Raw genomic sequence first — 22563 nt, 5'->3', positions numbered from 1 at the left:
TCAACTTTCCAATTTTTACAACAAAAAGTTAAATACAATTAAACTTTTTAAATATAAAGGAGCAATAATATGGCAACTCTCGGTGAAAAAATTAAAGCATTACGAAAAGATAAAAAGCTTACGCAAACAGCACTGGCAGGTTCGGAACTGACAAAAAGTATGCTTAGTCAAATTGAAAATGGAAAAGCTACACCTTCTATGAAAACATTACAATATATTGCGGAAAAACTTGAATGTGAAACGAGCTTTTTATTAGAAGAAGATGAAGAAGAAATTGTGGAACTCATTCAAAAAATGGAGCCATTAATAAAATCAAATAAATGCGATGAAGTATACAAGACTTTACTACCTATCGTTCAAAAAGAACTACCCCTTACTTTAAACACAGCACGTTTATATAAACAATTCATAACTGGAGCGGCCATTATGAACGATTACAATATTGAATATTACGTTGAAACAGCTGTTTCTATATTTGAAAAATATACTTTGTATCGTGAAAGTACTGAAACGAAACTACTGTTTTACTATATGCTCTACAAACGGAAAAAATATAAAGAATGTTTACAGTTGATTACCAAAATTCGCTATGAATATAAAACGAAGAATTTAGAAATGGATCTTATTACACATATACAATTATATTTAAAAGAAGCAATTATTTTACTCGCATATGGTAATTATGAAAAATGTGAAAAAATCATTTTAGATGCACTTGCATTTTCAAAAAAACATCAAGTGTATTATAAAACAGATGAATTTTACCGTATTTTATCTTATCAAAAAATCATTACAACCGATAAAGAACGATATTTATATTACATAAAAAAATCGGAGCAATTTGCCATTTTTACAGAAGATACTTTATCCGCTGCAAATATAGATATATTAAAAGCTTATTACTACAATACCGTTACAAATGAATATACAATTGCATTAGAACATTTAGAACAATTCCGAGAAAAACTAAAAGATGTACCGATTTTTCAAGAAGATGGATTGTATTATCTTGAAAAAGGAAAATCTCTGTATGGTTTAAAACGTTACGAGGAAGCTTTGGAAACATTAAAACGTGCTAATATTCCAGACTATATGAGTCATCCACTTGATCAGTCATGGTTATTAACAGCTGGCTCATATCGTGCCCTGTGTCATATAGAACTTCAAGATAAACCAGCTGCTCTGAAAGAAGCAAAAGAAGCAGTTCAAACGATAGATGGTTATCCTGATTCCATCTTTTCTTCATTTATTAAAGAAACATTACAAATAATACAAAAACTTTAAGAATGTCTCTAAATGGTATATTATTCCTCTTTTTTAGCAAAGATAATAATGATGGGAGGAATACAAATGAATATACAACGTGCAATAGAGCTTTCTGTGTCAGCGGAACAAGCCAATGTCAGTTTTCAAGGCATGCCTGTTATGATTCAACACGTCGATGAAAGCAATGAAACCGCCCGCATATATGAAGTAAAAAACCCAGGACGCGAATTAACTGTTCCAGTTAATAGCTTAGAGGAAATATAAGAAATGCCACTTCTCTTTTGAAGTGGCATTTTTCTTCTTTCAGATTACTTATTATAAATTTCTTCAATCTTTTATTTTACATGAGCTGAAAAAATAAGAATTTTCTACTTCTTTTCTTTTTATGACCTGCTAAAATACAAACTATGGATTAATTATTCGTACTATACATTAAGGAGGAAAAATAATGGCATCTAATTTAGAAAAAAACAAGCCTTATTATGCAGTTATATTCACTTCTAATTTATCAAATGATACAACAGATTATAATACCGTTGCCGAAGAAATGGAGAAACTTGCAAAGCAACAATCTGGATTTTTAGGTGTAGAAAGTGCACGAGGTAATTCTGGAATCGGAATAACAATTTCTTATTGGGAATCACTTGATGCGATTGAAAATTGGAAAAAGAACACCTTACATAAAGAAGCGAAAAAAAGAGGTCGTGAGCAATGGTATGAAAACTTCCACCTGCGTATTTGCCTTGTTGAGAAAGAATTTAAGTTTCATAGAGGTACTTTATAACTATGAAGAAAAAAGTAGCTCTCATTGCTGTTCATGAAATATATGGTGTGAACGACCATATGCATCACGTTACCAACCACTTTACTTCATCTCATATAGACGTATTCTGTCCTAACCTTCTACAATCGCAACATGCATTTCATTATAGTGATGAAGAAAAAGCATATGAACATTTTGTAAATCATATTGGATTTGATTATGGAAAAAAGCAAATTGAAGAATTCATTTCTCATCTTTCTAGTAGTTATACACATATTGGTCTTATCGGCTTTAGCGTTGGAGCTACCGTCTCATGGCTATGTAGTAACAATCCGAAAATAGATTTTATTATCGGATGTTACGGTTCTCGTATACGCGACTATGTTCACATAAAGCCTACATGCGCTACACTACTTATATTTCCTGAAAAAGAAGCTAGTTTTTCAGTATCCTCTTTAATTCAAACATTGCAGCAACAAAATAATCCTTTATTAGAAATAAAACAACTACACGGTGAACATGGATTTCTAAATCCGTACACCGAAAAATATAACAGGCACTCTACAAAACAAGCATACAATTTAATAGATTCATTTCTTGTAAAGTGAAACTTCAATCAGTGGGGGGCATCCCCCACCTAATCTCTTTTCTTACGTTGAGTTTTAAGGTGTGGGTCTTACTTGCCCATGCGTGATAAAAACAATCTTATAAAGGAGACTCAAAATGACGCTGACATTACTCTTACTTGTTTTCATACTCATTGCCTTTATCTCAGCGCTAACTATCATTTTTAAAACCGTAAAAAAAGGATATTTTTCAACCGCCCCTACTTACAATCTATTATCATTTGCATTTTATTTTTTACAAATTGGATCTTATATGTAACAACTTTTTATTCGTTACTCCCCGAGAAAGTTAGCGAGTTCATATTCCTGCCCATTTGGTTTTTCCTTTGTATTTTAGGATTTATCGCTTTTTGGCACGAATGGAGAAATAATCGTGTGTTCTCGATATGTATTGGTTTTCTTTCCTTTATTAGTTTTCTATTTGGGCTGTTGTTGTTAGTTCTTTCGGGGATGTAATAGAAGAAGGAAGAAAAGCCAACTTTCAACTTTTCTTCCTTCTATGTTTACCTTTAGCTTTCACTGTCACTGATTCACAAGGTGTATAATATATTTGAGGCGTCGCCTTATCAACAAACATCATAAATGTAATAAAACCGAGAATAAAGAAAATAAACAACGTTAACAAAATTGCTCCTATCGTTAAAAGTATCATAACACCACCCCTATATTTTTCATGTTATTACACTTTTCGCTATTATATGAGCGTAATCCTTTTTAGAAAAAGAAACGTAACAAAATAATCACAACCACTCCCGTTAATACTGTACCTAATAAACTACGAGTATATATCGCTACAAGAAATGTTGGAATTGCTGCAATAAGATAATCCCACTGCATCGTCTCATGCATAAATAAAACTTGTGCTAAAAGCGCTGCTAATATCGCAATTGGTATGTAATTTAACCATTTTAAACCCCAGTCAGGAATTTGTAGTTTGCTAAATACAAGTAGAGGTAAAATACGTGGCACGAGTGTAACAGCTCCTGCTGCTAGTAAAAGTAATAATACATCTAATCTCATTTCCATTTTTCAATCAACACTCCAATCGTCGCAGCTAGTAAGGTTGCGATAATAACCGCTATACTATCTGGCATAAATAGGTGTGAAACGTATGCGATAATAATCGCTACAATTGCAACACTTAAATGAATTGCTAGTTTCGGTTTACTACTTATGAGCTGAAGAACAAATAATCCGATAAACATCGCTGGTAATGCATAATCCATGCCGTATGTATGTGGATCTGGTATCCACTCACCAAATAGCCCGCCAATGATAGTAGCAAGAATCCAATTTAAATACGCTGTTACATTAAGCCCTATCATCCATCTTTCACCTAAATATCCTTTTTGCGCAGCATGCTGCACTGCAACGCCGAAAGTTTCATCTGTAATTTGAGAACCGATGATTAAGTTTTTAAATAGAGGAATTTTCGTAAAGTACGGTGCAAGCGCTGCGCTCATTAATAAATGGCGTAAATTAACAAAAAATACAGTGAAAATAATTGCGGAAGCAGGAGCACCGGCTGCATACATACCAGCTAATATAAATTGGGCAGAACCTGCATATATTAAAGTGGACATAAATGCAATTTCAATGATAGAAAAACCTGCTGTTTTTGCAATTACACCAGCTGCTATACCGATGCTCAAATAACCAAATACAGTTGGTAAACAATCTTTTACTCCTTGCTGAAATGTATCATCGCTCTGCAAAGCTACATGTGCCTCAGCTTTACTCATCTCTATCATCCTCCATTCCTTCTAAAGTTCGTTTTCCTGTTACGACATGAACTAAATCTATATTTTCACGCCATAACGTATCTAACTTATCAGCTCCAAATTCCTTTGTGATTTCTTCAACCATAATATCGTGCCGCACATACTCTGTAGCAACGAGAACTAGCGCTGGGTCATACGTTGTAACAGCCCATGAAGTGCTATCATTTGAGAAGTTCGCAATTAATACTTCCTCTCCATCACGAGCAATAACAGTTAAATGACCACCCATTCTCTTTTCAACAACGTGGGGCGTCATATAATTATGATGAAACGTCGCTCCTATTTTTGTTTCTGGAGCTCCAAATAAGATTGAAAATATATGTACGCCTTCCTCTTCCTTTTGATGAATGTATGGCTCAATTTCATGCACTTGATCTTCCCATACAGAAATCCATAATTCTTCCTTTGCCCTATTAATTATATTGCATATTTCTTTTAAAACACGATCATTTGAGCGAATATGCGAAATTACATCTATTTGTCGCTCTTGTTCTAAACAATTTAGTTTCTCATCTAAAAATTCAAAGGACTTTTCAAAGTCTTTTCGCATTCGATTCATTAATTCGGTAGCTGGTACTGGTACATATTTAACTGGTTCAGAAGGTACAATATGCACCGCTCCTTTATCCATTAACTTACCGAGTACCTCGTAAATCATAGAACGAGGTACTCCTGTTTGTTTACTCACTTCATAGCCTGTTACTGGGGAGTGTTTTAACAATCCAATATACGCTTTACATTCATACTGGGAAAATCCTAACTTTTGTAATTCCTTTATAATTTCATCCATCGGTAACCCCTCACAATCTAAATCGCCCTTACTTCAAAACGACGATTTTGCTTCCCTTTACTTTTTACTTTATCAATAACAAGTGTTCCTATTTCACTCGTATTTTTCACATGTGTGCCTCCACAAGCTTGTTCGTCTAAATTTTCAATTGTAACAATGCGGATTTCTTGGATAGTAGTTGGCAGGAGATTTATTGCTGTTTTAATCATTCCTACAGCATTTTCTGCTTCTTCGCGGCTCATATAGCGAGTGGAAATTTCTTTATTTTGCTCAATAAGTTTATTCACTTCCTCAACAATTTCTTCTACTTCCACGCTCGATAACTCTTGTAACTCATTAAAATCGATACGGGCTTTATCAGGATAAATTTGGTTTCCGGTGCATAGTGCTCCATACTTTTCATAAACAACAGCTCCGATAAGATGCAGTAAAGAGTGATGACGCATTAAATTATGACGTCTTTCCCAATTAATCTCTAATTTAACTGGACCTAATTTTACTTGAGCTTCATCTTTTATATAGTGAACTATTTCTCCCTGCTCCCTCTTTACTTTTTCAACTTCAAATACAGACCCATCTTGTACAATGACACCCGTATCACATTCCTGCCCTCCACCAGTTGGATAAAAAACTGTTTCTTTTAGAAATACTTTATTCCCTTCTACTTTTATCACTTCTGTTTCGCAACTCGTTTTGTATGCATCTTCTAAATATAATGCCGTTGTCATACTCTCACCTCTTTAGTAGTTATAGTTATACCTACTAATATAAAAAATAACATTCATACAGTCAACTTATATTTCAGAATTTTTAATTTTAAACAAAAAAAGCCTTTTACAATAAGGCTTTTTTCTACATGCTATTATTTTAACTGTAAAGTATTTAATATGTTCCCCGCCAAATGCTCCCGTAAAGTAGAACCTGTATACTCTTCCCTAAATACACCCGCCTTCACAAATAAAGGGATGACTTCACTAAAGAATAGATTTAGTGACTTTGGAGGTCCTCCTGGAATAGCAATAAATCCATCTAACGCCCCTGCCTCAAACCTATCCATAATTTGCTTCGCAACGTCCTGTGGTGTACCAACCGCAACCCAATGAGCCGATCCAACAACTTCTGGTCGTTCTAGTATTTGTTCAACTGTTGGTTCATTTTTAATAATGAAGTTCCGTAATAACTCGGCATGAGTTTTACTACGTACAGTTTGATCCCGACTCGGCAGCATCTCTTCCGTAATTTTACTTTCTAGCGGAATCCCTCTCGCATCTAATCCGAGAACCATTTCAAGTAACGTATATCTCTTCTCTTTTGTGAGATGTTGATGAGCTTGCCTATGCATTTCTAACGCTTCTTCATATGTATCACCTATAAAGAAATATAATCCAGGTAATACACGTATAGCATCTTGCTTTCGGCCATGTTTTTCTGCTCTTCTTCTTAAATCTTGACGAAGTTCAATACCTGACTCTACATCTGGCGTTGCAGCAAAAATTGCATCAGCAACAGAAGCAGCAAAATTCCGACCAGACTCTGAAGCACCGGCTTGAAATAATGGCATTTCTCCTGATATATGCTGCGGAATATTAAGTGGACCTTTTACCTTAAAGTACTCACCATTATGCTCAATAGGCTTTACCATCTCTCTAATAACATCAGGATTATCTACTTTCAATACTTCATTAGGGTGACTCCTCCAAAGTTTTCTTACTAACTCTGTACATTCTGCCGCTTTCGCGTATCGTTCCTCAGATGATGGCATCCCTTCCTCACCAAAGTTTTCAGCACCGTCAATGGATGTAACAATATTCCACCCTACTCGGCCGTTACTAATCCAGTGTAACGATTGTAATTGCCTTGCTAATATATATGGTGGATAAAACGAAGTTGAAGCAGTTGTAACGACTCCAATTTTTTCTGTCGCATAAGCAATAGCAGTAAACAGTAACGTCGGGTCTAAAATGACACTCCCTTTATTACGAGCAATTAAATCTGGGTGCGCCACTAAATAATCGGCTTTAAAAACAAAATCTAACTTAGCCTTTTCTGCCTGTAGTGCCAACTCTACTTGTTCATCAATTCCGGAATTAAACTCATTCAATTCTTCTTTCTTTCTAGAAATTAAACATAATCCAATGCAAAGTTGATTCTTTGTAGACATATATACACCATCCCCTTGTTTTTAATTCACTTAGTTAAACAAATGTTGCTGTCATTATGAAATTCTATTCTTATGAAAATAGATAAAATGATATTGATAATCATTATCATTTTATGATGTAACTGTAATAAAAGCAATAACAAAAAAGACTCCCACTTTTGGAAGTCCTTTATCTCAATATTTCATTCGCTTCTTTTTCATAAATTTTATCAAATGACGTCATAACGCGCTGTGATGCTTGAATCATCTTTTGATCCGTCATAAGATCGGCCATCTCTTTCGTCATATCTACATTTGAATTTTCTAGCATATGATTTTTTACTATTCCTGTTCCGTTCGGTAAATTAGCAATGTTTCCTTCTGCTAGTGTAAAGCTTTTATTTTCACGTTGTACGAGACGAGCATTCGTTTCTGCATCTACTGTTTTTGTTTGCAAACGAGCAATATTATTTTGTGTTACTTCATCATATAATGTACCGTCTGCTTGTACAGCAACCTTTGCTCCTTCCGGAATACGAATACGCTCATTATTCTCTCCCATTACGAAAGCACCTGAAGATGTTTGTAAATAACGATCACTATTTAATGTGAAACTACCATCTCTCGTTAAAAACGTTTCATCATTTTTAGAAGTAACGAAAAATGATGTTGTGCCGGCTGCGCCGTCATCTAAAAAGAAATCTGTAGCGCTATTTGTCATTTGTATATTTCCTTGTACTAAATTCACATGTGTTGCAGCTGGTACTACAGCATAATCGACCGAACCGATATTTGTTACCGCCCCATCTCCGCGGCGATATGTGTCTTGTACATCAAATACTTTAGACGTCATATTTTCTGCTTTAAATCCTGTCGTTTGAGCATTTGCAACGTTATTCGAATGAACATTAATTCGCTGCATGTAGTTCATCATACCCATAGAACCTATATAAAGACCGTTCATATTCGTTTGAATAAGGCAAGCGCCTTATTCTTCACCTCTTTTCTACGATGTTTGTAACATTTGTTTCGCTAAATGTTCAGCTGTAGCGATATGTATATTTTTCCTTATGTCTTGGCCATCTGTCATTAATACAATAGGAGCTGATGATACTGCTGGAATTTTCAACAATTCACCACTACTTGCTGTTTCATCAAATTTTGTAAACACAATACCATCTATATGAATATCTTTAAAGTTTGTAATGATTTCAATCATATCTTTACTTTTCATCGAAGCTGATAACGTTAAACAAATATAATCTGGCTCTACTTGTCCCATCGTTTCAATCATTTCTTCTACTGTTTCTGTCGTACGATAATTTTTTCCGGCTGTATCAATTAAAATATAATCGACGCGCGCTTCTTCTTTAAAATACGTAAGCGCTCTTGTCATTGCAGCTTCATCACGCACAGCAATTACTTCCGATCCAATTGTCTTTACGTTATCTTGCAATTGCTGCACTGTCCCTATGCGCGAATGATCTGTCGTTATAAAACCAACTGTTTTGTTCTTACCGTGAAATTGCCATGCCATTTTCGCAAGCGTCGTCGTTTTACCAACACCAGTTGGACCGATTAATGCAATTGTTTGTACTTCTTTTTCAAAGACGTTTTCCGTATTGAAATGAGATTTCATATCTTCCAATATGTACCTAATAACTTCTTCTTCCGTAATCATCGTTGCATTTTCAAACTTTATTTTTAACTTTTCAGCATATGCATAAATGAAATATTGTTCCACATCGTTTTGTTCTAGCATCCGAATTACCTTTTGAATAATAAACGGTACAGATTCTTGACTTTCTTTCTTTGGAACTACTTCTTCTTTCTTTACCGGAACGACTTGTTTCACAACTTTTTTCTTTTTCGGTACTTCCGTTTCTTTCGTCTGTTTCACCACGACAATTCCTTTTTCAAACAGCTTTAATAGTTTTTCTTTTTTTCTTGCCCATTCTTCACTATTTCCTGTTTGCATTGCCGCGTATGACATAGAAGTCGTTACGTTTTCTAAATTGTGCAGTACTGATTGAATTCCATTCGCCTTCACAATTTGTTCTGAAGGATCATTCACAACATCCATTAACTGTTCATGAAATTGAGCTGTACCTTCATTCACTTCTTCCTGTTTTTCTTCTGGAAAAGCAACTAACATTTCATAATCCTTTTTCCAGAAAAACGGTATATTTCGTTTTACACTTTCATCGACAACGTAATAATAATCTGTACCATATTGGTCAAATAACTTTCGATACAATTCATTTTTCGAAGCTGCTTTTATTCGCATTAACGCTTCTTTCTTTTCTGTACTTTCCATTACTTCACCCCCTACTATTCAATATAGGCAATTTGATCCACAACAATTTCTGGTGCTAATTCGCTAATACAAAGTACTTGTGCTTCTACTTGATAACGTTCTAGCAGTCTTACAATTGCAAATCTAAAATCTTTTCTACGTGTTAATAACACTGGTTCTCTTCCCATTAAACGTGCTTGCTTAAAGACGCGCTGCACTTGCTCAACGACACGTGTTTCTAAATCTAAATCCCAGTTTAACAAGTAACCTTGATATGAATTATTCACAACATCCGCATCTAACTCAATTGAATCAGAGAAGAGCGCTGCATAAATTTTTCCGTCCGGATTTTTCGCATTTTCACAAATAACTTTTGAAATACATTCACGAACAAATGATGTCACACCATCAACGTGATTTTGATACACTTCTTTTCCGTCAATAATACCTTCAATAATTGTTGGTAAATCACGAATAGAAATACCTTCTTTTAGAAGTTGTTTAATAACATTTTGAACGAGTGATAAATCAATTTCTTTCTTCTTAATCTCTTCTAATAGAACGCCATTATCATTTTCAAGCGAGTTAATTAAGTCTTTTACATGTTGGCGCTGAATTAATTCATGCAGATTACGCCTTACGACAACATCTAAATGTGTAATTAATATGCTAAGTGGCTCTAACACTTGATAGCCTTTCATTTGTGCATCTTGCACCATATGCTCTAAAATCCAATATCCATCTTCGCCGAAAATTGGATCTTTCGCTGGTTCTGCATCTAAATCAGCCATTACGTTCGGTGTTTTTAGTGCTAATAAATAACCTGATTTTAAAACACCTTCAGCCGCCTTCGCACCTTTAATACGAATAATGTAACGACCACGTGGTCTAAAGCTCGTATTATCTTTAAAGTTAATTCCAGGAACGTTAATACCAAGGTCAGTAATAATCGACTTCCGCATAAGAACAACTTTATCACGAGCTGTTTCCCCGTTAATTTTCTGCTTTACAAGTGCTGCTAAATCTAAACCGAGTTCTACAATAATCGGATATTTATCCGTAAATACTCCGAATGAATCTTCCACTTGTTGCAGTTGCTCATCTTCGCCTTGAATCATTTCTAATTCTTTTTGAAGCTCGTCTTCTTTTTCTTTCTTTATTCGATTTTTATTACGAATGCCTAAGAAGATAATCGTTCCACCAACGAGTGCGAATGGTAAAAACGGTAGCGGAGTAAAAATACCCATTGCGATAAATAAACCACCTAGTGCATATACAACGACTTCATGCGCTAATAGCTCTTTAAAGATACCTTCTGTTACTGTATCCGGTGAGCCGTCAAATACACGCGTTACGATAATACCTGTTGAAATTGCAAGCATTAATGAACCGATTTGGTTTACGATTCCGTCACCGACAGTTAACTGTGTATAATGAAGAGCTGCATCTGCAAAGCTCATTCTTTGCTGCATCATGCCGACAATTAAACCGAAAATAATGTTTACGAATAAAATGACAATCCCGAAAATAACGTCCCCTTTAATGAACTTCCCGGCACCATCCATCGCTCCGTAAAACTCTGTTTCCATATTTAATTTTTTACGTTTTGCCTGTGCATCTTTTTCTGAAATAATACGCTGGTTTAAATCAGCATCGATAGACATTTGTTTCCCTGGTAAAGAATCAAGTGTAAAACGAGCTGCTACTTCAGCTGTACGAGATGCACCGTTTGCAACGATAAACTGGAATATGATTAAAACTATAAAAATAACGATACCAATTAATAAGTTCCCGCCAATTACGAACTGGCCAAACTCTTCAATAACATGACCCGCATTTCCGTCTGTTAAAATCGCTCGCGTCGTCGAAACGTTAATCGATACGCGGAAAATCCCGATTAATAACAACATCGTCGGAAATGACTTTAACTCATCCCACTCGTTAATACTTGTCGCTCGCATATAAATAAGCACTGACATACTTAGTAGAAAAACGATAACGATATCAAGTATAAATGGTGGAAGTGGAATTAAGAGCGCCACAACGAATGACGCTGCTAAAAAGATAGAAAAATAGGTTCTTGCAGAATCCATCTTAAACAAAGAGATCCCCTCCAAACGCGCTATTATACTTCAAGTTCATTCGTTTGAATTAAATAGCGCATAACTTCAATTACAGCTACGTATAAATCTTCAGGAATTGTCTCATCTTCCTCGACTTGATAATATAAAGAACGAGCAAGCGGACGGTTTTCCACCATTGGTATTTCATGTTCACGGGCAAGCGTTCGTATATATAATGCGAGCTCATCTTCCCCTTTTGCAACGACAATAGGCGCCGCATCAACTTGTTTATTGTACCGAAGCACCACTGAAATATGCGTCGGGTTGTTTACAATAAACGTTGCACCATCCATCTTCTTCGCGATTGTCCCTTGCAAGATCGCATGCATAAAGTTTTTTCGTTTCCCCTTTACTTGCGGGTCCCCTTCATTATCTTTATGCTCTTGTTTCACTTCTTCTTTTTTCATCTTAATATCTTGTTCATACTCCCATTTTTGATAAATGAAATCGATAATAGAAAGAACGATTAAAATAATTAAAATTGCTAAGAAGATAAATTTAATTTGCCTAATAATTTCAGTAAGTGACGCAGTCCAGTTAAAACCAATCATACTGACGATTTTCTCTAAATTCTTTTTAAAAAGAACGTACGAAACGTAACCGATTAATCCCATATAGAACAGTGATTTCAAAATATCTACTAAACTTTTACGACTAAACAATCTCGTAAAATAGTTTTTCGGATTAATACGTGACGCTTTCGGTTTAATGACTTTAGAAGAAAATAGGAAGCCGACTTGAATCATATAATTGAATAAATGAAAAGCATATACGAGTATTAATATCGGAGCCGATACTTTCAGTAATAAAATCCCCATTAAATAAAAATACTCGGTTGAATCTGTATTTTTTCCAATTTGATCAAACAGCACCGCTACGGAATTTGCAATCTCATAACCTAGCCAATCTCCGAAAAAGTAAACGACAACTGCTAATACGAGAATGGAAAATAAATTATTTAAATCTTTACTCCGGGCAATATTCCCTTCTTCACGCGATTTTTTACGCTTCTGCGGGGTGGCCTTTTCTGTTTTATTATCCTTTGCCATGCGCGTCCCCCTACTTCGTTAAGAAAAAGTTAAATAGTTTCGTATACTCTTCAAGTAATACATCCGTCATATTTTTAAACACATAACCGAGCATCGGTACACTCATCGCAATAAACAAAATACCGCACGTAATTTTAATTACGTATGCATTCATAAAAACGTTTAATTGCGGAGCATTTTTTGCAATTAAAATTAGAACAAAGTTAATGATGAATAAACTTCCCATAAGCGGCAGAGCAATTTCAACCGCTGATGTTATCGCAAATAATAACGTTGCGAGTAGACTATCTAAAAAACTAGTCGTCAACAATTTTGAAATCGCCTCTGTATATTGAAACGACTTTAAAATCGTGGCAACGAAATAGTTAATGCCGCCAAGTGAAATAAAAATAATGAGAAAAAATATATCAAAAATGGTTGATAGTAAAGTAGACTGTGAGCCCGCATTTACATCAAACAAACTTGCTTGTGATAAACCGATATCAAAGTCTAAAATATGCCCTGCCATTTTCGGAATGTTCCACAGCATCTCTACAATTTTTGAAAGTGATAAACCAATTACAATTTGCGTTGCTGCATAAGCTGCAACGTCCCAAACTGTCTTGATGTGAGAGACATCCACTTGATCGGCCACTGTAATTGAAAGAGCAAGTCCAACTGTAACCTTCGCCATTGCTGGAATGGATCGGCCTGAGAAAAACGGTAAAAAATATAAAAATGAAGTAATGCGACAAAACGCAAAAAACGTCGCCGCCCATAATTCCATATTCATTTCAGTTCACCTATCTTAGTACGAACGCAATAGCGATGGGATTTTATCAAATAAATCTAAAATAAGCATCGTTAACTCTTGGAACATCCACGGACCTAAAATGATAATAACGAGCACAATACTCGCCATTTTCGGTAAAAACGTCAGCGTTTGCTCTTGAATTTGCATCATTGCCATAATAACCGCGATAATAATAACGACAATCAGACTTACAACGGCAATCGGCATTAAAATCATAACCCCTTTATAAAAAAAGGTTTGGAAAATATCTATAATTGGTGACGTATTCATTTATATGACTCCTATCACATAGCATCAAGCGCTTCAGGCGACCGTCTTAAACATAATATCGACGATTTTTGTATATCCACCTAAATATACGAAAACGAGTATTTTAAACGGTAAACTTAAAATCATCGGCGGTACCATCATCATCCCGAGGTACATTAAAAGTGTACTAATAATCAAATCTATAAATACAAACGCTAAATAAATGAACATCCCTGTTAGTAAACCTTTTTGAATTTGCGTTAACGTAAAGGATGGTACGAGTGTAAATAAGGAAAGATCTTTCAAATCTTTCGGCAACTCTTCTCCGCGTACTTTCAGCATCATTTTCAAATCATGCTTATACGTATGCTTTGACATATATTCTTTCATAATAGGAGCTGTCGTTTCCGCAGCTTGGCTTACTGTTATTTTCTCTTTCGTCATCGGATCCCACACATCGCTCTTCAGTTGCCCGAGTACAGGCTGCATCGTAAAGAGTGATAAAAATAATGCAAGTCCAACAAGCACTTGGTTTGGTGGTAAATTCATTACCCCAAGTCCTTGACGTGTAATCCCAAGAACGATCATAAAATAAGTAAAATGTGTAAATAATAGAACGATAGAAGAAGATAATGATAAAAGGGTAACGAGCGCAAATAGTTGTACACTTGAATTACTCGTAAACTCTTTTCCATTTTCGAAATTAATAAAACCGTTCGGGGCCGCATACGCTGGATTTACAAAAATAATTGAAAAAACGATAGAAAATACGAAAATAACGGCTAATAATGATAACTGTTTCTTTATTCTCATGATGGATCCTCTACTTTTTTCGTTTCAGTCTTCACCGCGTCTTCTAGTGCTTGTTGAAACTGATTTCCTGTTCCGGTTAATTGCACAGACTGTACACCGTTATTACTAATAACAGTGAACACTTGCTTTCCGTCCACTTCAAATAAAAAGGCACTCGTTTGATGATTTAAATACACGCCGTCTTTTACTTGAATATGGCCATTTTCACCCTGCTTAAAAAACTGCTGTTTGCGCGTCTTTTTTGTCATATAATATGCACCGTAACCGAGCGCACCAAACAGTAAAACGACTTGAAATAAGGTCGTCATATACGACATATGACTCCTCCTTTACTCTTTATCTTGCATTTGACTTTGCGCTTTCATAAGCGCCGCTTGTTTTTTATCAGCTTCAATTTCAGAAATGATAATACCGAATTTCTCGTCCATTACAATTGCTTCACCGATGCCGACTTTCATATTACTTAAATACACATCTACTTTATGTCCTAAGTTTTTCTCTACTTCAAGAACATCGCCAACTTTTAACTGCTTTACATCACCGAGCGTAATAGATGACTTTCCAAGCTTTACACCAAGTTCAATCGAAATATCTGAAACAGTATCAATATGTGCTTTACCTGCTTCATTTCGCTTTCCTGCAAAATCTTCTAATCCCATTAATGACACAGGAGATACTTCATGCTTCATATGGATCCTCCTACTCTACAAAACTTTTAAATAGGAGCGCCTTACGCGTTCCATCTTTTCCAATAAAACAATTAAATTTATGCTTTCCATCTACATAACCAAGTAATTCATCCGAAACTTTCGTATGAAGCGGAATAATATCGCCTTCTTCAATTTGTTCAATCTCACTCATTGTCATTTTCTGCTCACCAATCGCAACGTGAACAGGTTTGTACACTTGATTTACTTTCACTTCCACTTCAGACGTATACTTCCTACGTTTGTCCGAAGAATGTTCGACAATATTTTCAGACGTTAACTTATCCATAATTTCTTCAACAGATAAGAACGGAATCCCGATACGCACCGTCGTATTCCAAAAATCTGTTTTCATATTTACATTAAGTAATGAAATGATATCGCTCGCTGTCGTAATCTTTAATGCATTCGGATCTGTTTCCGTCGTTACAAATTTCGGTTCAATCGCAACAACACTTTCAAATGATTGCTCTAAATTTTTACAAAGAAGCAAGAATATATTATCAAGCGTTAAAAACTCAAATGCTGTTAACGGTCTGCGCATCGTAAAGTTACGCTTACTATCTCCGCCAAGCCAACATTCATGAATATAAATAACGAATGCTAAATCAATCTCAATAACAATTTCTCCAAGCTCTGGTAAACCGAGATCAATTACGCAATATAAATAATAATCTTTCGGCATTTTCTCCACATACTCACTCGTAAATGGAACTTGCTCAACTGTTGAAGGCTCTAGTTCAATTGGAATACGCATACGCGCTGATAACGTCTGTGACGTCTGTTTCCCAAACGTAGAAGCAATCGCTTGCAAACTACGTAAATGCTCAACACCGAACTTCTCTGGTCTATTAAAATCATACTCTTGAAATTTCTCTTGCTTTCCTGCTTCTTGTGCGAAAGCTGGCATTTCCTCGCCTTCATTTACCGCCTTCAGCAGGGCATCAATTTGCTCTTGGCTTAATTTTTCGCCACTCATGACAATCCCCTTCCCTACCTTTTCAATTCAACGATTTCAACGTACATCTTCCCATTCTTCGTCAAAATCTTTCCGGTTCCAATCTCTTCATTCTCAAGCATAAGACGCACCGTATTTTTCGTTGAATTTTCAAGACGATACAATGTACCTTTCGTAATATGAAGCAGATCTTCAATTTTCTTTTTCGTATTTCCGATTTCAAAATAAATTGTTAACGGAATATCATCTTGTAATTTCAAATCTAGCCAACTCCCATATCATGTTCACGAAAATTTCATGTTCTCTCTATATATGAAACTCCCTATTTTGAAACGTCGATATTTAATATTTTTTTAATATATCCTTGCGTTTCTTTAAATGGCGGTACGCCTCCGTACTTTCTCACATTCCCAGGACCAGCATTGTAAGAAGCAAGTGCCAATACTAAGTCGCCGTTATTTTTCTTTAAATAACCGCTTAACTCTTTCACGCCACCTTCAATACTTTCAGCTGGTGAAAATGGATTCTTCACACCCATCTCTTTCACATTCGCTGGCATAAGTTGCATAAGACCCATCGCACCTGCATGTGACACCGTTTTCGGATTAAAATTAGACTCTACTTCAATCATTTTTTGAATTAACGTTTTCGGAATTCCGTATGTACGACTTACACGATCAATAATATCCTCATACTTCCCTTCATTGGAAGAACGTATTTTTTGAATATTATACTTCTTCGTTAATTCCCACGTATCAGCAGCCTCATTTTTCGTTTCTGGGAAACGTCGTTCAAACTCTTTTTGCGCAACTTGCACTTCATCTGCTTTCTTCGTTTCAACCTTTTCTTCAGGCTTACTCGCTTCCTCTACTTTATTAATAGTTTCTGCCGGTTTATTAACAACCGCTTCTATTTTCGTAGATTGTACCGGCTGACTCATATCCTCTACTTTGGCCGGCTGCGTAGTTTCTTTCGTCTCCTTCGCAGGTTCACTCTGCAACTTCTCTTGAAAACGACTACTCACAAATGCTTGTGGACTACTTAACTTTTGCTGAATTTGTCCTTTTTTATATGCAAGCACTTCTTTTACTATATTTCCAACTATCATAATATCACCTTTTCGGTAAACAAAGATAATCTAATATTAGAGTTTTTTTTTAAAGTTTGCAATAATCCTTTTAATAATTATGTAATAAAAAAATGAATATATTGTTAAACTGTTATTTTTTTATATTTATTAATTCGAATTTTTAGTTGACACCCGTTGTAGCAAGGATTACAATAAATCTCGAAATTGATTTTTTCGCATATTACCGTTTTTCAATTTGCAGAAAAGTCAATATAAAAAAATGGGGGTTTCTTAACATGAGAATTAATACAAACATTAACAGCATGCGTACTCAAGAGTACATGCGCCAAAACCAAGCAAAAATGAGCAACGCTATGGACCGTTTATCAAGCGGTAAACGTATCAACAACGCTTCTGACGATGCAGCAGGTCTTGCAATCGCAACTCGTATGCGTGCTCGTGAAAGTGGATTAGGTGTTGCTGCTAACAACACACAAGACGGTATTTCATTAATCCGTACAGCTGATTCAGCAATGAACTCAGTATCTAACATCTTACTTCGTATGCGTGACCTTGCAAACCAATCTGCAAATGGTACAAATACTAATGAAAACCAAGCTGCATTAAACAAAGAATTTGACGCATTAAAAGAGCAAATCGATTATATTTCTACAAACACTGAGTTTAATGACAAAAAATTATTAGATGGTTCAAATACAGAAATCGCAATTCAGACATTAGATAACGCTGATACAAGTAAACAAATTAACATTAACTTATCTAATGTATCCACTAAAGAATTAAAACTTGATACTTTATCTATCGGAACTGATAAAGTTAACAAAACAACATATGCGACAACTACAACATCATTTGATGATCTTGGAAAGGCAACAGAGACTACTAAAGCGACGCTTGATCCAAAAGTAAAAGCTACTATGGAAGAATTTGATAAAGTTAAATCTTTCATGTCTGCAGATGATGTAAAGAAAATCGAAGCAAAATTAGAAATCTACAATAAAGCAGACGATGGTGGATCAAAAGCTGCAGCAAATGATTTAGGTGCAGAATTTGCTAAATTAACAAAACTTGAAACTTCAGATCTTAAAGCTGATGCTTCTGGTGCAATCGCGTCTATCGATACAGCACTTAAAAACATTGCATCTAACCGCGCAACTCTAGGTGCTACATTAAACCGTCTTGACTTTAACGTAAACAACCTTAAGAGCCAATCTTCTTCTATGGCTTCAGCTGCTTCTCAAATCGAAGACGCTGATATGGCGAAAGAAATGTCTGAAATGACTAAGTTCAAAATCTTGAACGAAGCTGGAATCAGCATGCTTTCTCAAGCAAACCAAACTCCACAAATGGTTTCTAAATTATTACAATAAGCCATTTGAGCTAGTTTCTTGAATAAACCTCTCTGCTTGCGGAGAGGTTTATTTTTTCTATATAGATAGATTGAAAGATTTTTTAACTTAAAGAGAAGCTCTAATCATATTTAGTAGCGGTCAGGGCCTGTTTTATCCTAGTTCCGTGTATGAAAACAAAAAGATATAGTGAGCATACGCCCCTTTTTCTTTTCATAACCGTTTATTAGCTTTAGAACACTAACTATATCAATCTATAAGGAGTGTCTATTATGCGTATTGATACGAATGTTTTAAGTATGAATGCTAGGCAGTCGTTGTATGAGAATGAGAAGCGTATGCATGTTACGATTGAGCATTTGGCGACTGGTAAGAAGTTCAACAACGCTTCGGATAATCCCGCTAATATTGCAATTGTGACTCGTATGCATGCGAGAGCGAGTGGTATGCGTGTGGCGATTCGTAATAATGTGGATGCGATATTGATGCTTCGCACGGCGGAAGCTGCCCTTCAAACTGTGACAAATATTTTACAGCGTATGCGTGATTTAGCCGTACAATCTGCGAACGGTACGAATTCAAATAAAAACCGTCATTCGCTGAATAAAGAGTTTCAGTCTTTAGCAGAACAAATTGGCTATATTGGCGAGACGACTGAGTTTAATGATTTATCCGTATTTGACGGTCAAAACCGCCCAGTTACATTAGACGATATCGGTCATACAATAAATATGACGAAACATATTCCCCCTTCCCCTACACAACATGACATCAAGATTTCAACAGAACAAGAAGCAAGAGCGGCGATTCTTAAAATTGAAGAGGCTTTACAAAATGTATTACTTCATCGTGCCGACCTTGGCTCTATGATAAATCGTTTACAGTTCAATATTGAAAATTTAAATAGCCAAAGTATGGCGTTAACAGATGCTGTATCTCGAATTGAAGATGCATACATGGCGCAGGAGATGAGTGATTTTTTAAAGTTCAAATTATTAACTGAAGTTGCCCTTAGTATGGTTTCACAAGCGAACCAAATTCCGCAAATGGTTTCTAAACTACTACAATCATAAAAATTAATCTTCCTTCTTTGGAACGATTCCATACAAAATAAAAGGGAAATACATATAAACTATGTATCTCCCTTTTATTTTGTACCCAAATTTTATTACTGTGTTACCGTCATAACTTGTCCGCTACGGTCAACCATTATTTTCATTTTACCGTCTTGTGCATTATATAGACCTAGTTTATGTAATTCCATTTTACAATCTTGTACGAAAGTTGGTAATTTACGTATTTGATCAATATCAGAACTTGTAATGAAATGAATTAAAAGCTGCGTCATCCCTTTAATATCTTGTACAAGCTCTTCTTTCTCTCGTTTTAGCCTTTCATTTTCCAGTTGTAACGACTGCAATTCACCTTCTAGACTACGTGTATTCTTTGCTTCTCTAGAACGCCCTGCTGCCATGCTAGAAAGCTTATAAATACCTTCCATAAACTGATGTAGTTCGTCTTCTTTCCTTTCACTACATTGATTAATTGTTTCAAAGTTATCAACGATACCAGATATAACTGTTACAAGATTTTTTTCATCCTCTTTATGCTGGATTTCTTCTTTTAATTCGTACTCGTTTTCTTGTTTTCTTGCAACGATTGTTTCTTTTACTGGTATATATTTTCGCTTTCGTCCTGGTTTTTGTTTTTCAATATTTTCAAACGGTATTTCACGTTTTTTCAATTTATAATACGTATTTTGCAATTGACTTTCTGTTTTTGGAAAAAGATTTAGTTCATTTTTACTTACGTATTTTGAAATATTTAAAATGTTTAAACCGTGACGCTGACAAAATTGATACACTTCATACAGTAGCTCTAGTTCAGATTTCAGCCATGTAATTGCTGATTTTTCGTACGCTCGCATCCCGCCATTTTTTTCTATATCTATTTGAAATAATACCATTCTATTATGTAAATCAACTAATTCTTCATACTTTACTTGGAATTCTTTTTCTATTTTTTTAAATTCCACCTCTAGTTGCATATCTTTCATTTTATTATTTGACATGTTTTGTAAAAGACCTAATACATTAATTGCTGTGTGGTGATACATAATCTGTGCCACTCCCCCTCATCCTTTCACAATTCTCATCTGACTCCCATGTCTTTTAAGAAAATAGCAATTTTTACATATCCATATTATAACAGTTCGAAATTATCTGTCAAATAATTAACATACAAAAATGTATAGAAAGTATAAAAATTTGGAAAATGTTTTTTTATTAATATGCAAAATTACATATTAATTACATTTAATTATATTATATGGTATTTTGAATATTTTTTCACCGAAAAAATTTGCGTTACCACGAAATATTACTAAAATAACCATCGAAAATACGTTTGCTTATATTTTTAAATCAAAAATCTCTAAATAAAGATTATTCACACATACAGCGACAAACACCCAAGAAACCTTTCATTTTTCTACCAGCTTAAAGTATAGAATACTAAAAAGGAATTAGCCATATGTAGCATTGGCTAATTCCTTCCCCTCTCTAACAGAATAGAGTTATAAATCCAGTCTTCAGATCCTCAATCAAAGTCTCACTTCTTCTTACCTAAAACTACTTCATACCTCTGAACTCACATCGCATAAGACTCTATTAATCACTAAAAACTTCCTTACATAAGTAGTTCCCCTATTCCTACTAAATAGAAAAATGTTATACGCCAGCTCTTCTACTTACCTATAACCACTCCATATGTCTGGTCTCAACATCGCATAGGGCTCTATTAAGCACTGACTGCTCAACACTTAGCTAGAGCTTCTATTCCGGCTAAATAGAAGCTTTTAAAGCACTAACTTATCAACTAAACCAATTAGCTCTTGAATATCTGGCTTACTTACTTGAGCATTTGCTCCTACAGCTTCACCTTTATGGAATAATTCATTTGTAATTAATGAAGAGAAAATAATGACTGGTAAACGATTCATTACTTCACTATCCTTAACCACTTTCGTTAAATGATGTCCATCCATTTTTGGCATTTCAATATCCGTAATTAGCAAGTGAATATGTTCAAACATTTTTTCGCCTTGCTCTTTCGCTAATTTTTCAATTTGTGCTAACGCTTCTGCACCATTGCTGAAGAAGTTCATTTTCGTATATCCAGCTGATGATAATGTTTCTTCTAATATTTGGCGAAGCATCGCTGAATCTTCTGCAATGTAAATTACTTTTTCAGCTCGATCTGTTTTTTGCTCTAATCCTGCAATTGATTTATTGTCATAACCAGTGCCGCTAATTTCACATACAATTTTTTCATAATCTAATAGTAAGATGATTTTTCCATCTAGTTTTACAATACCAGATGTCGTTTCTTCTAGTCCCATAGATAATGAAGCTGGTTCATCAATTTGTTCCCACGAAATACGTTGAATACGATGCACTTCATCAACGCGGAAAATAACTTTCATTTGGTTTAATTCTGAGATGATAAATTTCGTTTGATCAAGTGGCTTTGTTGACTTTAAATTAAGAGCCATCGCCAAGTTAATAACAGGTAAAATTTCACCACGTACTTGAACAACACCTTCAACTGCATGATGAGATTCTGGCACAGTTGTAACAGGGAATGGATTAATGATTTCACGTACTTTCATTACATTAATACTAAATAGGTTTTCACCAACAGTGTACGTAACAATCTCTAATTCATTTGTTCCGCTTTCTAATAAAATACTTTGTGCTTGTGACATAAAG

At 35.1% G+C, this 22563-nt stretch carries 26 protein-coding genes and 1 pseudogene; 7 read left to right on the top strand and 20 right to left on the bottom strand.

The features are described 5' to 3' along the window. The first annotated feature begins 69 nt into the window (after positions 1–69). The 5 genes and pseudogenes from OXT04_RS01870 (at position 70) to OXT04_RS01850 (ending at position 3111) form a co-directional block, all read left to right on the top strand. A complete protein-coding gene (locus OXT04_RS01870) occupies positions 70–1284 on the top strand; it encodes a helix-turn-helix domain-containing protein (RefSeq protein ID WP_097821561.1) in 1215 nt (404 codons plus the stop codon). Positions 1285–1350: 66 nt separating this feature from the next. Next, the gene (locus tag OXT04_RS01865; protein ID WP_001025734.1) at positions 1351–1530 is read left to right on the top strand and encodes an H-type small acid-soluble spore protein; all 180 of its coding nucleotides are present in this window, start codon (positions 1351–1353) and stop codon (positions 1528–1530) included. Between the two features lie 184 nt (positions 1531–1714). Beyond that, the gene (locus OXT04_RS01860) at positions 1715–2050 is read left to right on the top strand and encodes an antibiotic biosynthesis monooxygenase family protein (RefSeq protein WP_097821560.1); all 336 of its coding nucleotides are present in this window, start codon (positions 1715–1717) and stop codon (positions 2048–2050) included. A 2-nt stretch (positions 2051–2052) separates the two neighbouring features. Further along, positions 2053–2637, top strand: a complete 585-nt coding sequence (locus OXT04_RS01855; protein WP_097821559.1) for a dienelactone hydrolase family protein — start codon at positions 2053–2055, stop codon at positions 2635–2637. 115 nt (positions 2638–2752) lie between these two features. Continuing rightward, positions 2753–3111: pseudogene (locus OXT04_RS01850) on the top strand (hypothetical protein). A 25-nt stretch (positions 3112–3136) separates the two neighbouring features. On the opposite strand, the gene OXT04_RS01845 reads toward OXT04_RS01850, so the two are convergent. The 18 genes from OXT04_RS01845 to OXT04_RS01760 all read right to left on the bottom strand — a co-directional run bounded on the left by OXT04_RS01845 (position 3137) and on the right by OXT04_RS01760 (position 17462). Continuing rightward, a complete protein-coding gene (locus OXT04_RS01845; RefSeq protein ID WP_000602245.1) occupies positions 3137–3307 on the bottom strand; it encodes a DUF3951 domain-containing protein in 171 nt (56 codons plus the stop codon). A 62-nt stretch (positions 3308–3369) separates the two neighbouring features. Further along, entirely contained in the window at positions 3370–3681 is a 312-nt protein-coding gene (locus OXT04_RS01840) for an AzlD domain-containing protein (RefSeq protein ID WP_000425944.1), read from the bottom strand. After that, the gene (locus tag OXT04_RS01835; RefSeq protein ID WP_000029963.1) at positions 3672–4397 is read right to left on the bottom strand and encodes an AzlC family ABC transporter permease; all 726 of its coding nucleotides are present in this window, start codon (positions 4395–4397) and stop codon (positions 3672–3674) included. Before OXT04_RS01835 ends, OXT04_RS01840 begins: the two co-directional genes overlap by 10 nt. Then, positions 4390–5226, bottom strand: coding sequence for a TrmB family transcriptional regulator (locus OXT04_RS01830; protein WP_016513054.1), 837 nt, complete (start codon positions 5224–5226; stop codon positions 4390–4392). The genes OXT04_RS01835 and OXT04_RS01830 overlap by 8 nt, the downstream gene beginning before the upstream one ends. A 17-nt stretch (positions 5227–5243) precedes the next feature. Beyond that, positions 5244–5954: an alanyl-tRNA editing protein gene (locus OXT04_RS01825; protein WP_000205375.1), complete on the bottom strand. Its 711-nt coding sequence runs from the start codon at positions 5952–5954 to the stop codon at positions 5244–5246. A 134-nt stretch (positions 5955–6088) separates the two neighbouring features. Then, positions 6089–7387, bottom strand: a complete 1299-nt coding sequence (locus tag OXT04_RS01820; protein WP_097821558.1) for an NtaA/DmoA family FMN-dependent monooxygenase — start codon at positions 7385–7387, stop codon at positions 6089–6091. A gap of 169 nt (positions 7388–7556) precedes the next feature. Beyond that, positions 7557–8330, bottom strand: coding sequence for a flagellar basal-body rod protein FlgG (locus OXT04_RS01815; protein ID WP_001013934.1), 774 nt, complete (start codon positions 8328–8330; stop codon positions 7557–7559). Between the two features lie 42 nt (positions 8331–8372). Next, positions 8373–9683: a flagellar biosynthesis GTPase FlhF gene (flhF, locus tag OXT04_RS01810; protein ID WP_000446182.1), complete on the bottom strand. Its 1311-nt coding sequence runs from the start codon at positions 9681–9683 to the stop codon at positions 8373–8375. Between the two features lie 14 nt (positions 9684–9697). Beyond that, on the bottom strand, positions 9698–11764 hold the full coding sequence (gene flhA, locus OXT04_RS01805) for a flagellar biosynthesis protein FlhA (RefSeq protein WP_000475626.1): 2067 nt from the start codon (positions 11762–11764) through the stop codon (positions 9698–9700). 23 nt (positions 11765–11787) lie between these two features. Continuing rightward, on the bottom strand, positions 11788–12834 hold the full coding sequence (gene flhB / locus OXT04_RS01800; protein WP_001040119.1) for a flagellar type III secretion system protein FlhB: 1047 nt from the start codon (positions 12832–12834) through the stop codon (positions 11788–11790). A gap of 10 nt (positions 12835–12844) precedes the next feature. After that, a complete protein-coding gene (locus OXT04_RS01795; RefSeq protein WP_001055717.1) occupies positions 12845–13606 on the bottom strand; it encodes a flagellar biosynthetic protein FliR in 762 nt (253 codons plus the stop codon). 15 nt (positions 13607–13621) lie between these two features. After that, positions 13622–13897, bottom strand: a complete 276-nt coding sequence (locus tag OXT04_RS01790) for a flagellar biosynthetic protein FliQ (RefSeq protein WP_001098080.1) — start codon at positions 13895–13897, stop codon at positions 13622–13624. Between the two features lie 33 nt (positions 13898–13930). Continuing rightward, positions 13931–14689 (bottom strand): flagellar type III secretion system pore protein FliP, encoded by a 759-nt coding sequence (locus tag OXT04_RS01785; RefSeq protein WP_001220582.1) that lies wholly within the window; start codon positions 14687–14689, stop codon positions 13931–13933. Then, on the bottom strand, positions 14686–15006 hold the full coding sequence (locus tag OXT04_RS01780; RefSeq protein ID WP_000121178.1) for a hypothetical protein: 321 nt from the start codon (positions 15004–15006) through the stop codon (positions 14686–14688). The genes OXT04_RS01785 and OXT04_RS01780 overlap by 4 nt, the downstream gene beginning before the upstream one ends. 12 nt (positions 15007–15018) lie before the next feature. Further along, positions 15019–15378, bottom strand: coding sequence for a flagellar motor switch protein FliN (gene fliN, locus OXT04_RS01775; protein WP_000680010.1), 360 nt, complete (start codon positions 15376–15378; stop codon positions 15019–15021). A 10-nt stretch (positions 15379–15388) separates the two neighbouring features. Continuing rightward, entirely contained in the window at positions 15389–16375 is a 987-nt protein-coding gene (gene fliM / locus OXT04_RS01770) for a flagellar motor switch protein FliM (RefSeq protein ID WP_000012361.1), read from the bottom strand. 14 nt (positions 16376–16389) lie between these two features. Then, entirely contained in the window at positions 16390–16614 is a 225-nt protein-coding gene (locus tag OXT04_RS01765) for a flagellar motor switch protein FliN (RefSeq protein WP_000775712.1), read from the bottom strand. Positions 16615–16676: 62 nt separating this feature from the next. Continuing rightward, complete coding sequence (locus OXT04_RS01760; RefSeq protein ID WP_000635230.1) at positions 16677–17462, bottom strand: lytic transglycosylase domain-containing protein; 786 nt, start codon at positions 17460–17462, stop codon at positions 16677–16679. A 257-nt stretch (positions 17463–17719) separates the two neighbouring features. On the opposite strand from OXT04_RS01760, the gene OXT04_RS01755 reads away from it, so the two are divergent. Both OXT04_RS01755 and OXT04_RS01750 read left to right on the top strand, forming a co-directional pair. Then, positions 17720–18814, top strand: a complete 1095-nt coding sequence (locus OXT04_RS01755) for a flagellin N-terminal helical domain-containing protein (protein WP_267412635.1) — start codon at positions 17720–17722, stop codon at positions 18812–18814. Positions 18815–19065: 251 nt separating this feature from the next. Next, positions 19066–19866, top strand: coding sequence for a flagellin N-terminal helical domain-containing protein (locus OXT04_RS01750; RefSeq protein ID WP_267412634.1), 801 nt, complete (start codon positions 19066–19068; stop codon positions 19864–19866). A 95-nt stretch (positions 19867–19961) separates the two neighbouring features. On the opposite strand, the gene OXT04_RS01745 is transcribed toward OXT04_RS01750, so the two are convergent. Together OXT04_RS01745 and OXT04_RS01740 are read right to left on the bottom strand one after the other, a co-directional pair. Next, positions 19962–20909 carry a DNA-binding domain-containing protein gene (locus OXT04_RS01745; RefSeq protein WP_141549606.1) on the bottom strand — a complete coding sequence of 316 codons (948 nt, stop codon included), beginning with the start codon at positions 20907–20909 and terminating at the stop codon, positions 19962–19964. A 741-nt stretch (positions 20910–21650) separates the two neighbouring features. Next, a complete protein-coding gene (locus OXT04_RS01740) occupies positions 21651–22559 on the bottom strand; it encodes a chemotaxis protein (protein WP_000075943.1) in 909 nt (302 codons plus the stop codon). Between the last annotated feature and the right edge of the window lie 4 nt (positions 22560–22563).

Origin of the sequence: Bacillus sp. GC_Bacil_1, from assembly GCF_026540675.1 — a bacterium.
Classification (GTDB): Bacteria; Bacillota; Bacilli; order Bacillales; family Bacillaceae_G; genus Bacillus_A; species Bacillus_A cereus.
This window is presented reverse-complemented; position numbering and strand designations above follow the sequence as displayed.